At 71.7% G+C, this 13,182-nt stretch carries 10 protein-coding genes; 4 read left to right on the plus strand and 6 right to left on the minus strand.

Annotation, left to right across the window (positions count from 1 at the left end; genetic code table 11):
* Window positions 1–3: 3 nt before the first annotated feature.
* Genes OH735_RS09325 through rsmH form a run of 4 tightly spaced genes read right to left on the minus strand, consistent with a single transcriptional unit; the run spans window position 4 to window position 5,366 of the window.
* The gene (locus OH735_RS09325) at window positions 4–1,728 is read right to left on the minus strand and encodes a UDP-N-acetylmuramoyl-L-alanyl-D-glutamate--2,6-diaminopimelate ligase (protein ID WP_406380913.1); all 1,725 of its coding nucleotides are present in this window, start codon (window positions 1,726–1,728) and stop codon (window positions 4–6) included.
* 18 nt (window positions 1,729–1,746) lie between these two features.
* Window positions 1,747–3,729, minus strand: a complete 1,983-nt coding sequence (locus OH735_RS09330) for a peptidoglycan D,D-transpeptidase FtsI family protein (protein WP_406380914.1) — start codon at window positions 3,727–3,729, stop codon at window positions 1,747–1,749.
* 4 nt (window positions 3,730–3,733) lie between these two features.
* Window positions 3,734–4,351, minus strand: a complete 618-nt coding sequence (locus OH735_RS09335) for a septum formation initiator family protein (protein ID WP_406380915.1) — start codon at window positions 4,349–4,351, stop codon at window positions 3,734–3,736.
* Between the two features lie 49 nt (window positions 4,352–4,400).
* Window positions 4,401–5,366: a 16S rRNA (cytosine(1402)-N(4))-methyltransferase RsmH gene (gene rsmH, locus OH735_RS09340; RefSeq protein ID WP_406380916.1), complete on the minus strand. Its 966-nt coding sequence runs from the start codon at window positions 5,364–5,366 to the stop codon at window positions 4,401–4,403.
* Window positions 5,367–5,744: 378 nt separating this feature from the next.
* On the opposite strand from rsmH, the gene OH735_RS09345 reads away from it, so the two are divergent.
* The 4 genes from OH735_RS09345 (at window position 5,745) to OH735_RS09360 (ending at window position 11,439) form a co-directional block, all read left to right on the plus strand.
* Window positions 5,745–6,314, plus strand: coding sequence for a beta-class carbonic anhydrase (locus tag OH735_RS09345; protein ID WP_406380917.1), 570 nt, complete (start codon window positions 5,745–5,747; stop codon window positions 6,312–6,314).
* 252 nt (window positions 6,315–6,566) lie between these two features.
* Window positions 6,567–7,622, plus strand: coding sequence for an AAA family ATPase (locus OH735_RS09350; RefSeq protein ID WP_406380918.1), 1,056 nt, complete (start codon window positions 6,567–6,569; stop codon window positions 7,620–7,622).
* Window positions 7,622–9,016, plus strand: coding sequence for a DUF58 domain-containing protein (locus OH735_RS09355; protein WP_406380919.1), 1,395 nt, complete (start codon window positions 7,622–7,624; stop codon window positions 9,014–9,016). Before OH735_RS09350 ends, OH735_RS09355 begins: the two co-directional genes overlap by 1 nt.
* Window positions 9,013–11,439 carry a DUF3488 and DUF4129 domain-containing transglutaminase family protein gene (locus OH735_RS09360; protein WP_406380920.1) on the plus strand — a complete coding sequence of 809 codons (2,427 nt, stop codon included), beginning with the start codon at window positions 9,013–9,015 and terminating at the stop codon, window positions 11,437–11,439. Before OH735_RS09355 ends, OH735_RS09360 begins: the two co-directional genes overlap by 4 nt.
* A 232-nt stretch (window positions 11,440–11,671) precedes the next feature.
* On the opposite strand, the gene OH735_RS09365 is transcribed toward OH735_RS09360, so the two are convergent.
* Window positions 11,672–12,064 carry a DUF3040 domain-containing protein gene (locus OH735_RS09365; RefSeq protein ID WP_406380921.1) on the minus strand — a complete coding sequence of 131 codons (393 nt, stop codon included), beginning with the start codon at window positions 12,062–12,064 and terminating at the stop codon, window positions 11,672–11,674.
* Window positions 12,065–12,396: 332 nt separating this feature from the next.
* Entirely contained in the window at window positions 12,397–13,155 is a 759-nt protein-coding gene (locus OH735_RS09370) for a methyltransferase (protein WP_406380922.1), read from the minus strand.
* Between the last annotated feature and the right edge of the window lie 27 nt (window positions 13,156–13,182).

The following is a 13,182-nucleotide window of genomic DNA, read 5'->3' on the forward strand; positions in this document are numbered from 1 at the left end:
TGGTCATCCCTGACTGTTCTCGTGGGTGTGGGCGCGATGGGCGGTGTTGTCGGGTCCGCTGTGCCCCAAGGAGCGTTCGATGGCCGCGCGCAGGACCACGCGGTCGTCGAAGGGGCGTACCACGCCGTGGATGTCCTGGCCCTGCTCGTGACCCTTGCCGGCGATCAGTACGGTGTCACCGGGCTCGGCGCGGGCGACCACGGCGGCGATGGCGGCGGCCCGGTCGGCGTCGACCAGGACGTCGCCCCGCTCGTGGACGGGCACCTCGGCGGCGCCCGCGAGCATGGCGGCGAGGATTCCGAGGGGGTCCTCGGAACGGGGGTTGTCGGAGGTCAGTACGGCGGTGTCGGCGAGGCGGGCCGCGGCGGCGCCCATCGGGCCGCGTTTAGTGGTGTCGCGGTCGCCGCCGCAGCCGAGGACGATGTGCAGCCGGCCTTGGGTGACTTTCCGCAGGGAACGCAGCACGGATTCGACGGCGTCGGTCTTGTGCGCGTAGTCGACGACCGCGAGGTACGGCTGTCCGGCGTCGACGCGTTCCAGTCGGCCGGGGACGCCCGGCACGGCGGCAACGCCGTCGGCGGCGGTCTGCGGGTCGAGGCCCGCGACGGCGAGGGTGACGATCGCGGCGAGGGTGTTGGCGACGTTGAACGGGCCGGGCAGCGGGGCCCTGGCGGCGATCCGCTCGTCCTTGGGGCCGACGACGGTGAAGGTGGAGCCCTGCGGCCCGACTTCGACGTCCTCGGCGCGCCAGTCGGCGTCCGGGTGGCCCTCGGCGGAGAAGGTGACGACGGGGACACTCGCCTCGGCGATCAGCCTGCGGCCGTACTCGTCGTCGAAGTTGACGACGCCCTGTCGGCTGCGCCGGGGGGTGAAGAGCTGTGCCTTGGCCTGGAAGTAGTCCTCCATCCCGGTGTGGAACTCCATGTGCTCCGGGCTGAGGTTGTTGAAGACGGCGACGTCGAAGACGCAGCCGTCGACCCGGCCGAGCACCAGGGCATGGCTGGAGACCTCCATGGTCACCGCGTCGACCCCGCGTTCGCGCATGACGGCGAACAGGGCCTGCAGGTCGGTGGCTTCGGGGGTGGTGCGCTCGGACTTGATGCGCTCGTCGCCGATCCGTGTCTCCACGGTGCCGATCAGCCCGGTGGCGCGCCCGGCGCCGCGGAAGCCGCCCTCGATGAGGTACGCGGTGGTGGTCTTCCCGGAGGTTCCGGTGATGCCGATCTGGAGGAGGCCGGCGCCGGGCCGTCCGTAGATCTCGGCGGCGAGTTCGCCCATCCGGCCGCGCGGATCCTCCGTGACCAGTACCGGCAGCCCGGTGGCGGCGGCGCGCTCGGCGCCCGCCGGGTCGGTGAGGACGGCGGCCGCGCCGAGGCCGGCCGCCTGGGCGGCGAAGTCGGCGCCGTGGAAGCGGGCACCCGGCAGGGCCGCGTACAGGTCGCCGGGACGGACCGCCCGCGAGTCGTGGGTGATGCCGGTGACCTCGCCGGTTCCCGGCGGTTCGACTCCCAGCCGGGCTGCCAGATCCCCGAGGGGTGTCGGTCCGATCCGGTCCGGGCGGGGCGCTCCCGGGTAGTTCACAGGCGCGTCCTTCTGGGTGGTTTGGAACTGATCAGCGTGGGGCACGGCGGTGAGCGTACCGGGCGCACCCGGCCTCTCGCGAAGTGAGGGGGCGGGGTTCTGGTGGTTCCCGTTCCGGTTCCCGGGATCGGGGGTGATGGTTGTCACTGGTCGGTCTCCCCGTGTTCACTCGCCGGGCTGGAAGGACACCGGCAGCCGGGCTGACCCGCTGCCGGACGGTGGGGTCTGGAGCGTCTTCAGCGCGAACTCCATGACCCGTTTGTAGATCGGTCCGCAGATCTGGCCGCCGAAGTAGCTGCCCTTGGTGGGGTTCTGGATCGCGCAGTAGACGGTGATCTGCGGGTCGTCGGCGGGCGCGAAGCCCGCGAAGGACGCGGTGTAGCCGTGGTAGCCGCCACGTACGGGGTCGACCCGGTTGGCGGTACCGGTCTTGCCCGCCACCCGGTAGCCGGGGATCTTGGCCTTCGTTCCGGTGCCCTCCTCGTCCCCGACCACCGATTCCAGCATGGTGGCGAGCGTCTTGGCGGTCTTTTCGCTGACCACCCGGCTCCGTTCGGGAGCGGGGGCGGCCTTGAAGTGGCCGTCGGGGCCCTTGGTGCCGCGTACCAGCGTGGGCTCGATGCGGACCCCGCCGTTGGCGATCGTCGAGTAGATGGAGGCGGCCTGCATGGCGTTGAGCGAGAGGCCCTGGCCGAACGGGATCGTGTACTGCTGCGAGGTCGACCAGTCCTCGGGCTTGGCGAGGATGCCGGGGGTCTCGCCCGGGTAGCCGAGGCCGGTCGGCGAGCCGATCCCGAACTTGCGCAGGTAGGAGTAGAGGACCTTGTTGGCCTGGGCCTGGGTCCTGCCCAGTTCCCCGGTGGCCAGGATGGTGCCGATGTTGCTGGATTTGGCGAGTACGCCGTTGAGCGTCAGGTACCAGGTGGGGTGGTCGATGTCGTCCTTGAAGAGCCGGTCGCCGCGGTGCAGCCGGTTGGGAACGGTGACGTGGGTGGCGGGGGTGGCGACGCCCTCCTCCAGCACTGCGGCCATGGACATGACCTTGCTGGTGGAGCCGGGCTCGTACGCGTCCTGGAGCGCCGCGTTGCCCAGCGACGCGGCGTCGGCCTGCGAGAGGTCGTTGGGGTCGAAGCCGGGTGCGTTGGCCATGGCGAGGACCTCGCCGGTCCTGCTGTTCTGCACGACCACGTAGCCGCGGTCCGCCTTGGACTTCTTCACCTGGTCCGTGATGGCCTGCTGGGCGGCCCACTGGATGTCGCGGTCGATGGTCAGCTCGATGTCGGACCCGGCGACGGCCGGGACCTCCTTGGTGCCCGCAGTGGGCACCCGCCGGCCGCCGGACTGGGCGTACTTGATCTTGCCGTCCTCGCCCGCGAGCTCCTTGTCCAGCTGCGATTCGAGGCCGCCCGCACCCTTGCCTTCGGCGTTGACGTATCCCAGTATCCCGGCGGCGAGCCCTCCGTTGGGGTAGACCCGTTTGGTGGTCGACTCCTGGAAGACCCCGGCCAGCACATTGGCTCCGGGGCCGCCGGCCGCCTTGTCCTTCGCCGCCTTCTCGGCGAAGACGGACTTGAGGTCCCTGATCTGGTTCCAGACCTGCGGGGTCTGCCGGCGGGCCAGGACTGTGTATCGGCCCTTCTTGGAAAGTTTCGCGGTGAGCTCGGCGGCGTCGGCGCCGAGGATCGGGGCGAGGAGTGCCGCCGCCTGCCGGGGTGCGTCGGGGGCCTTGCTGAATTCGGGCGTGAACATCGACGGGTCGGCGGTGATGTCGTACGCGTCGACGCTGGTGGCCAGCGCGATACCGCTGCGATCGGTGATCTCGCCGCGCTCGGCGGAGATCGTGTAGCTGAGGTAGCGGTTCTCCTTGGCCTTGGCCGCGTACGCGTTGGCGTCGATGGCCTGGACCTGGAGGAGCCGGACGACGAACACCAGCATGACGAGCGTCAGGGCCACGCTGACCAGGCGCAGCCGGGGGCGCGGGCTGCCGAGACGCAGGGGGCGCGCGGTCCGGTTGCGGGGCGCGCGGGCGCGCGGTGCCGGGGACGGCCGGCGGCGGGCGGCGGGTCTGGGGCGCCCCTGGCCGCCTATGGCGTTGCGGGGGCGCGCGGGGCCGGGGACCCGGCGGCGCGGTGGTTCCTTGGGGGACACTGCGTCACCTGCCGGGGCTCGTCGAGGGCTGGACTGCCGGGGTACGCGGCCCTGCGTGCGGGGCCGCGGAGGTGCTGGGCTTCACGGCGGCGCCCGAAGGGGTGGCCGCGGAAGAGGGCGGGTTCGAGGGCGAGGGCGATCCGGTGGCCTGCGTCGGGGCGCCGGTGGACGTGGTCGGGGCGGTCGCGGGGGGCTTCTCGGGAGGCTTCTCAGGGGTACGGGGTTTCCGCGGCGGCGGTGCGGGGGCCGGCTCGGCGGTGGACTGTGCGGGAACGCCGCGGACCTTGCCGTCCGGGTCGAGGAAGGCGGGGCTGCCGCCGGGCACCATGCCCAGTTCGCGGGCTCGCCGCTCCAGGGCGTCCGGCTCGGAGTAGCTGTCGACGTCACGCTGGAGGGCCTGCTGCTCGTCGGTGAGCTCGGTGGTCCGCTTCTTCAGCTCGCTCAGCCTGAACGATCCTTCGTTGAGTGCCGAGTTGAGCACCAGGAGCGTGATCAGGCCGCCGCCGAGGAGCAGCACGACCAGCAGGACAAAGGGGGTACGGGCCGCGTTGCTGGGCCCGGCCGGCATCAGCCGGGCAAGCCGCGCCGCCCGCCCTTTCAACTGCCCGGCCGCTTTGCTCACCGCGCCGCCCCTGGCGTCGCCGGTGTCCGGGTTCCCGGAGACCGGACGCTCATCGTTCCTCCTCGCGGATCCGCTGGGCGCCGCGCAGCCGGGCGGGAGCGGCGCGCCGGTTCTCGGCGACCTCCTCCTCCGTGGGCAGCTCCGCGCCGCGGGTCAGCAGCTTCAGCCGGGGCTGATAGCGCTCGGGCACGACCGGCAGTCCGGGCGGCGCCGTGGTCGCGGCGCCCGCCGCGAAGACCTGCTTGACCAGCCGGTCCTCCAGCGAGTGGTACGAGAGGACGGCGATGCGGCCGCCGACCGCGAGGCTCTGCACGGCGGCCGGAATCGCCCGCTCCAGGACGGCGAGCTCGCCGTTGACCTCGATGCGCAGCGCCTGGAACGTGCGCTTGGCGGGGTTGCCGCCGGTGCGCTTGGCGGCCTGCGGCAGCGAGTCCCGGATCAGCTCGACGAGCCGGGCGCTGTTGCTGAACGGCTCCTTCTCGCGTTCGCGCACGATCGCGGAGACGATCCGCTTGGCCTGCTTCTCCTCGCCGTACGCCCGCAGGATCCGTACCAGTTCGCCCGGCGGATAGGTGTTGAGCACCTCGGCCGCGCTGATACCGGCGCTCTGGTCCATGCGCATGTCGAGGGGGGCGTCCTGGGCGTACGCGAATCCGCGGTCGGCCTCGTCCAGTTGCATGGAGGAGACGCCGAGGTCGAAAAGGATGCCCTGGACCTTCGGGATGCCGAGCCGGGCGAGCACCTCGGGCAGTTCGTCGTAGACCGCGTGGACCAGGGTGGCCCGGTCGCCGTACGGGGCGAGCCGCTCACCGGAGAGCCGAAGCGCCTCCTTGTCGCGGTCCAGCGCGATGAGCCGTACGGAGGGGAAGGCGGAGAGCAGCGCCTCGCTGTGCCCGCCGAGGCCGAGGGTGCAGTCGACGACCACGGGCTGCTGCGGCCCCGGCGCCTCCAGAGCCGGGGCCAACAGGTCCAGGCACCGCTGGAGCATCACCGGGACGTGTCGGGTCTGGCTCATGCGCCCTCTCAGGCTCAGGTCCCGTGCGGTGGTACGTACGGCCTGGTCCCCGCCCGCTCAGAAGGGGAGGGCAACCGGCGCCGGGGAAGAGGCGTCGGCCGACCGGCGAGCGGGAGAGGGCCGGACCGTACGTACGCCGCACACGGGGGAAATCTACGGAATGTGCAGGGTGTCGGTAACTTCCCGTCACTTTAGTCCACCCTGCCATTCGATCGATTCCCGATCAATCAGCGGGGCAGCGCGTCGCCCCGCCCCCTGTTCACCCGGCCGAATGAACAGCTGTGAGGCTTGTGGGTTAACTCACAACAAGCCTCGTTGACGTTCTTTGTCCCTTCTCACAGCGCGACGCGACCACCGCCGAGAGCTAACGTCATAACCATGTCGACTTCCGCACACTCCCCCGCCGGGCCTTCCGCGCCCCCTGCTGACCGGGCCCGCACCGGGGGCACGGTCACCGACCGCCTCGTCGAGGCGAACGTCCGGTACGCCGCCGGGTTCGAGGACCCGGGCATGGACGCCAAGCCGGTGCTGCGCGTCGCCGTGGTCGCCTGCATGGACGCCCGGCTCGACCTGCACGACGCTCTCGGTCTGTCGCTCGGCGACTGCCACACCATCCGCAACGCGGGCGGCGTGGTCACCGATGACGTGATCCGTTCGCTGACCATCAGCCAGCGGGCCCTGGGCACTCGCAGCGTCATACTCATTCATCACACGAACTGCGGTCTGGAATCGATCACCGAGGAATTCCGCCAGGAGCTGGAGGTCGAGGTCGGCCAGCGTCCGGTCTGGGCCGTCGAGGCGTACAAGGACGCGGACCAGGACGTACGGCAGTCGATGCAGCGCGTGCGCACCTCGCCGTTCCTGCTGCACACCGATGACGTCCGCGGCTTCGTCTTCGACGTGACCAGCGGCTTGCTGCGCGAGATCTTCCCCGCGTCCGCGTCCTGACCGCCGGCCCGGATGACGTCCATCCGGAGACGACAAACCCACCGAAGCCGACATGTCGCCGCGACTTATCCACAGGCGAGTGACACGAAGCGGTAACGGCAACAAGAATGCGCATGTGGCATCTCGCCGGACGTTTCGTTTCCGGAGGGGTGTCCGTGTTTCGGGGTGGGCCGGGCCGCTGCGCGCGCGTCGGTCCGTGACTGGGGAATCCCCTGCTCCTGGTGAGCGTGGGGCAGGGCCGAGGAGGGCCGGGTGACGACCTATGACGATCGAGCGAGCCTCACAGATCTGACCACGACTGCGGAGCGGGTGCGCAGGTCGGTGGAGAGTGTGATCGAGGGCAAGCCCGAGGTCGTACGGCTTTCGCTGACCGTGCTGCTGGCGGAGGGGCATCTCCTCATCGAGGATGTCCCCGGCGTCGGCAAGACGATGCTGGCCAAGGCGCTGGCGCGGTCCATCGACTGCTCGGTGCGCCGTATTCAGTTCACGCCGGACCTGCTGCCCTCGGACATCACCGGTGTGTCCATCTTCGACCAGCAGCGGCGCGACTTCGAGTTCAAGCCGGGCGCGATCTTCGCCCAGATCGTGATCGGCGACGAGATCAACCGGGCCTCGCCGAAGACCCAGTCGGCGCTGCTGGAGTCGATGGAGGAGCGCCAGGTCACCATCGACGGGCACACGTACGAGCTGCCCGACCCGTTCATGGTGGTGGCCACCCAGAACCCGGTGGAGATGGAGGGCACCTATCCGCTGCCCGAGGCCCAGCGGGACCGGTTCATGGCGCGGGTGTCGATCGGCTATCCGAATGCGGAGGCCGAACTGCGGATGCTCGATGTGCACGGCGGGATCTCGCCGCTCGACGATCTCCAGCCGGTGGCGCACGCCCACGACATCGTGAAGTTGATCGACGCGGTACGGACGGTCCATGTGGCCGACGCCGTGCGGCGATACGCGGTGGAGCTCGTCGGGGCCACCCGCAGCCATCCCGATCTCCGCCTCGGCGCCTCGCCGCGGGCCACCCTGCACCTGCTGCGCGCGGCCAAGGCCTCCGCGGCGCTGAGCGGCCGGGACTACTGCCTGCCGGACGACGTGCAGGCGCTGGCGGTCCCGGTGCTCGCGCACCGGCTGCTGCCGACGGCCCAGGCCCAGCTGAACCGCCGTACCTCCGAGCAGGTCGTGCTGGAGATCCTCCAGCAGACACCGGTGCCGACGGCAGGCGACGGCGGTGGCGTCCCACGGGTGCAGCCCCAGCACCAGCCGGGCCGTCCGGTGTACGGCCGGCAGCAGCCCGGCGTACGGCGGGTGTGATGACCGCCGGGGGGCCGGCCTCGATGGACGACGGCGACGGAAAGGGCGCGCTGCGGGCCGCTCTGAGCGGACTGACCACGCGTGGGCGGTCCTTCCTCGCGGCCGGTGTCGCTGCGGCGGTCTGCGCCTATGTGCTGGGGCAGGCGGATCTACTGCGGGTCGGACTGCTGCTCGCCGCGCTGCCGTTGGTCTGCGTAATGGTGCTCGTCCGCACCCGTTACCGGGTCACGGGCACCCGGCGGCTCTCGCCCTCCCGGGTGTCCGCGGGCACGGAGGCGCGGGTGCATCTGCGGATGGAGAATGTGTCCCGGCTGCCGACCGGGCTGCTGATGCTGCAGGACCGGGTGCCTTACGTGCTCGGGCCGCGGCCCCGGTTCGTGCTGGACCGGGTGGAGGCGGGCGGCCGTCGCGAGGTGTCCTACCGCGTGCGGTCGGATCTGCGTGGGCGCTATCCGCTGGGGCCGCTGCAGTTGCGGCTGAGCGATCCGTTCGGGATGTGTGAGTTGACCCGTTCGTTCAGCGCGTACGACACCCTCGTCGTCATTCCGCGGACCGAGCCGCTGCCGCCCGTACGGCTGGCGGGCGAGGCCTCGGGGTACGGCGAGGGGCGGCAGCGTTCGCTGGCGCTGGCCGGTGACGACGACGTGATTCCGCGCGGTTACCGCCACGGAGACGATCTGCGCCGGGTCCACTGGCGCTCCACCGCGCGGTACGGCGAGCTGATGGTGCGCCGCGAGGAGCAGCCGCAGCGGGCCAGATGCACGGTGCTGCTGGACACCCGGCGGATCGCCTATCAGGGGTCGGGGCCCGATTCCGCCTTCGAGTGGGCGGTGTCGGGGGCCGCGTCCACGCTGGTGCACATGCTGGAGCGCGGCTTCGCGGTCCGGCTGCTGACCGACGACGGGAACGCGGTGCCGGGCGAGGGCGAGGGCGGCTTCGCCGGATCGACGCAGGAGTCCGCCGACTCCGCGGGGCTGATGATGGACACCCTGGCGGTGGTCGATCACTCCGAGGGGGGCGGTCTGTCGCGCGCGTACGACGTGCTGCGCGGCGGCAACGAGGGGCTGCTGATCGCGTTCTTCGGTGATCTGGACGAGGAGCAGGCGGCGGTGGCGGCCCGGATGCGGCAGCGCAGTGGCGGCGCCGTCGCGTTCGTGCTGGACAGCACTGCCTGGGTACATGACGACGTCCCGCCCGCGGGGGCGGACACGGCGTTCGAGCGGCGGCTTCGGCTGCTGCGTGAATCGGGCTGGACGGCGGTGGCCGTGAAGCCCGGGACCGGTCTCGCCCGTTATTGGCAGCAGGCGGCGGGACACCCGGGTGTGACGACGCAGTCGGCTGCCGTCGGCGGCACGACAGGTGGCACGACAGGTTTCTCCGGGGGATGGTCATGAGTGGTCGCGGTCGGCTGACGCTGTGCGCCTTTGCGGCGACGCTCATGGTGGCGGGCTCGATGCTGCCACTGGTCGAGCCGGCCGCGTGGATCCTGCAGGCCGCGTTCCTCCTGGCGGTGCAGAGCGGGACGGGCATGCTCGCCCGCCGGGCGCCCGTGCCCCGGATGCTGATCGTCGTGGCGCAGACGCTGGTCACGCTCGTCCTGCTGACGGTCGTCTTCGCCAGGGGGCAGGCTCTGATCGGGGTCCTGCCGGGTCCGGAGGCCGTCCAGCGACTCGCGGATCTGCTGATGTCGGGCGCCAACGATGTCGGAAGGTACGCCGCTCCGGCGCCCGTGACGGACGGCATTCGGCTGATGCTGATCGGCGGTGTCCTGCTGGTCGGCCTGATCGTGGACGCGCTCGCTGTGACGTTCCGCAGCGCGGCCCCGGCCGGTCTGCCGCTCCTCGCGCTGTACTCGGTCGCCGCGGGGCTGACCGAGGGCGGAGCGGACTGGCTCTGGTTCCTGCTCGCGGCCGGCGGCTATCTGCTGCTTCTGCTTGCCGAGGGCCGGGACCGGCTCTCCCAGTGGGGGCGGGTCTTCAGCGGCGCGGCCGGATCCCGGGGCGGGGCGACGGCCGGTGCGGCGTTCTCCGCGGACCGCCCGACGGCACCGGTCCGCACCGGCCGCCGCATCGGCGCGCTGGCGCTGGGGATCTCACTGTTCGTACCGGCGGCGCTGCCCGCGCTCGACAGCGGTCTGCTGGCCGGTACGGGCAACGAGAACGGCAAGGGGAGCGGCGGCGGAGGCACCATCTCCGCGGTGAACCCTCTGGTCTCGCTGCAGAACAACCTGAACCAACCGGAGAACCGGGAGGTGATGTCCTACCGCACCAATTCCACCGACCCACAGGGCTTCTACCTGCGGATCCTGGCTCTGGACCAGTTCAACGGGAACGAATGGCGGCCCTCCACGCGCCGCCTGGAAGGTGTGCCGAAACGACTCCCGACACCGGAGGGTCTCGGGCCGGACGTCACGGTCACGGAGATCAGCACGAACATCTCCGCGTCGAGCTCCTACCAGCAGACCTATCTGCCGCTCCCCTACCCCGCGACCGAGGTCAGGATCGGCGGACGCTGGCGGTACGAACCGATGGGACGGACCCTCGTCGGTGACGGCGGGGAGACGACCCGCGGTGCGCAGTACCAGGTCTCCAGTCTGGTGGTCCAGCCGACCGCCGATCAGCTGGCCGCAGCGGGTGCCGCGCCGGTCGCTCTGCAGCGCGAGTACACCCGTGTTCCCGGCTCCCTGCCGAAGGTGGTCAGGCAGACCGCGGACCGGGTGACGAAGGGCGCGAGCAACGATTACGAGCGGGCGGTGAAGCTGCAGAACTTCTTCGCATCGGAGGGTGGCTTCAGCTACGACACCTCGGTGAACTCGGGCACCGGGAGCGCGGCGATCGGCCGGTTCCTGAAGGAGAAGCGGGGCTTCTGCGTCCATTTCTCGTTCACGATGGCCGCGATGGCGCGCACGCTGGGCATTCCGGCCCGGGTCGCGGTGGGCTTCACTCCCGGCACCGCGCAGTCGAACGGTTCGGTGTCGGTGGGACTGCGTGATGCGCATGCCTGGCCGGAGCTGTATTTCGAGGGTGTCGGGTGGACCCGTTTCGAGCCGACCCCGACGCGGGGCACCGCCCCGTCCTACACCCAGCCGGACGCCCCGTCGGGCGGCACGTCCGACCCGGCCCGGCCGGAGAAGAGCGCCTCGGCCGCTCCGACGGTCGCGCCGTCCGTCGCGGAGAGCTGCCCGGCCCAGCTGCGTAAGCAGGGCGAGTGCGGCAGCTCGGCGGCGCCGGGAGTGGTGGCCCCGACGGATTCCGGGACGCCCACGGGCACCGTCCTCGGCGTGGTCCTGGGCGCGTTGGTGATCCTGGTGCTGCCGTTGCTGCCGATGCTCTGGCGGCTTCGGGCCCGCAAGCACAGGCTCGGTTTCTCCGCGGGTCGTACGCCGGCGGACGCGACGGCGAGAACGCTGGCAGCCTGGCGGGAGATCATCGACACGGCGTGGGATCACGGCATCGAGCCGGACGATTCCCGGACCCCGCGCAAGACGGCGGCCAGGGTGGTGCGGCTGGGGCAGCTCGAACCCGACGTGGCCGCCGCGGTGCACCGGGTGGCGGGGGCGGTGGAGCAGGTGCTCTACGCCCCGGAGCCCCGGTCGGGTACCGGGCTCGCCGAGGACGTGGAGGCGGTACGGGCGGGCCTGCGGGCGTCGTCCGGCCGGTTCGCCCGGGCCCGCGCGATCGTCGCACCACGCTCGGCCGTTCGGGTGATCTGGGCGGCGTCGGACCGCTGGGCGGCGCTCACCGGCGGGTGGGCGGCGCGGTGGGGCCGGGACCGGTGGACGGGGTGGTTGCGGCGGCCGTCCCGCCAGCAGGGGTGAGCGGCGGGACGTGAGGGGCGGGGCGTGAGCGCGATGCCCGCAAACATCGTGCCGCCGTCCCGTCGGCATGGGTGACGGGAGAGGCGTGGGCCGGGTGCCCGCCCCCGGCCTCGATCAGCGAAGGGGACAGCCGGTAGGCGGCCCGGGACCGCCCGGAGGTAGGTGCCCCCGGGCACGCGTGAGGGGCGGCCGCGGAAACGCGGCCGCCCCTCACCCAAAGATTGTCCGGGGCCTATTGGCCCTGCTCGTCACGGCGGCGCTGCCACCGCTGCTCGATCCGGTTCATCACGGTCCGGCGTTGCCTGGGCCGACGGCTGTCGTCGCCACCTCCGGCTGCCTGCCGCTCGCCCGGTTTGGGCGCCTTGCGCCAACCAGTGACCGCAAGGACCGCACAGCCGAGCATGACGAGGAACCCCACCACGCTGATCCAGATCTGCTGGGCGACCATTCCGGCCATGAGGAGCGCGATACCCACCAGGAAGCCTGCGACCGCCTGGTAGACCCGTCGCCGGGTGTACGTACGCAGCCCGCTTCCCTCGAGCGCTGTCGCGAACTTGGGATCTTCGGCGTACAGCGCTCGCTCCATTTGCTCGAGCATTCGCTGCTCGTGCTCCGAGAGCGGCACGGAGTCCTCCTCGTCGTCGGCCGCGGGGGGCGGCCGGTATGCGGCCCTTCCAGGATAGGCAGGGATTCGCCCCCGTGAAACCCGCCCTCTTTGCCAATCAGCCAGTCCGGGCCGCCACAACGGCTCAGCTGCTGAGGCGTTGATTCCCCAACCTCCGATCCGTCATGCCGGATGGTGTCCCCCGATCATACGGGGCGAAGCCCCCGATCGGGGGTCCTGGGCCGTACTCCATCTGCGGCTGCGTCCCTGATCAGCCGCGCTACGGCCGCGCTACCACCGGCACCCGGTCGCGCACGGCACCGAGCACGGCCGCGCATCGCGCCCAGAACGTCTCAGGCGCGCTTCGTGCCCAGTACGTGCAGCTGCGTCGCGACCGAGTGGAAGGCGGGCAGTTCGGCCGCGGCCGCCTCGAGCTTGAGCAGGGCCTCCATGGCACCGGGCTCGGTGTCCACCAGGACGCCCGGTACGAGGTCGGCGAAGACCCGTACGCCGTGGACCGCGCCGACCTCGACGTTCGCCGCGGAGACCAGCTCGGTGAGTTGCTCCGCGGTGTAGCGCCGGGGTACCGGGTCCCCCTCGCCCCAGCGGCCCGCCGGGTCGCCGAGCGCCTGCCGGGCCTCGGTGAAGTGACCGGCGAGCGCCCGGGCCAGAACGGCACCGCCGAGCCCGGCGGCAAGCAGGCTGAGCGCTCCGGCCGGCCGGAGCGCCTCGACCGCGTTGCGCACACCCTCGGCGGGGTCGTCCACGTACTCCAGGACTCCGTGGCACAGCACCGCGTCGTAACCACCGCGCTCGACCACCTCGAACAGGCCGTGGATGTCGCCCTGGACCCCGCGAACCCGGTCGGCGACCCCGGCCTCGGCGGCGCGGCGCTCCAGGGCGAAGAGCGCGTTGGGGCTGGGGTCGACGACGGTGACCCGGTGGCCGAGACGGGCCACCGGCACCGCGAAGTTGCCGGTGCCGCCGCCGGTGTCCAGGACATCCAGGGCGTCCCGGCCGGTCGCCTTGACCCGGTGGTCGAGGGCGTCCTTCAGGACCTCCCAGACCACAGCGGTACGGAGGGAGGCGCGGGGGCGCAGCTGGTCCGACACGGCAGATGACTCCTCGGCACGGTGCCG

The sequence above is a fragment of the Streptomyces sp. NBC_01618 genome, from assembly GCF_045209435.1.
In the GTDB taxonomy this organism is placed as follows: domain Bacteria; phylum Actinomycetota; class Actinomycetes; order Streptomycetales; family Streptomycetaceae; genus Streptomyces.

Bases quoted from the DNA above. Each gene is read 5' to 3' on its own strand.
- rsmH (WP_406380916.1), bottom strand. From the start codon at position 5,366: ATGAGCCAGACCCGACACGTCCCGGTGATGCTCCAGCGGTGCCTGGAC.
- OH735_RS09345 (WP_406380917.1), top strand. From the start codon at position 5,745: ATGTCGACTTCCGCACACTCCCCCGCCGGGCCTTCCGCGCCCCCTGCT.
- OH735_RS09355 (WP_406380919.1), top strand. From the start codon at position 7,622: ATGACCGCCGGGGGGCCGGCCTCGATGGACGACGGCGACGGAAAGGGC.
- OH735_RS09360 (WP_406380920.1), top strand. From the start codon at position 9,013: ATGAGTGGTCGCGGTCGGCTGACGCTGTGCGCCTTTGCGGCGACGCTC.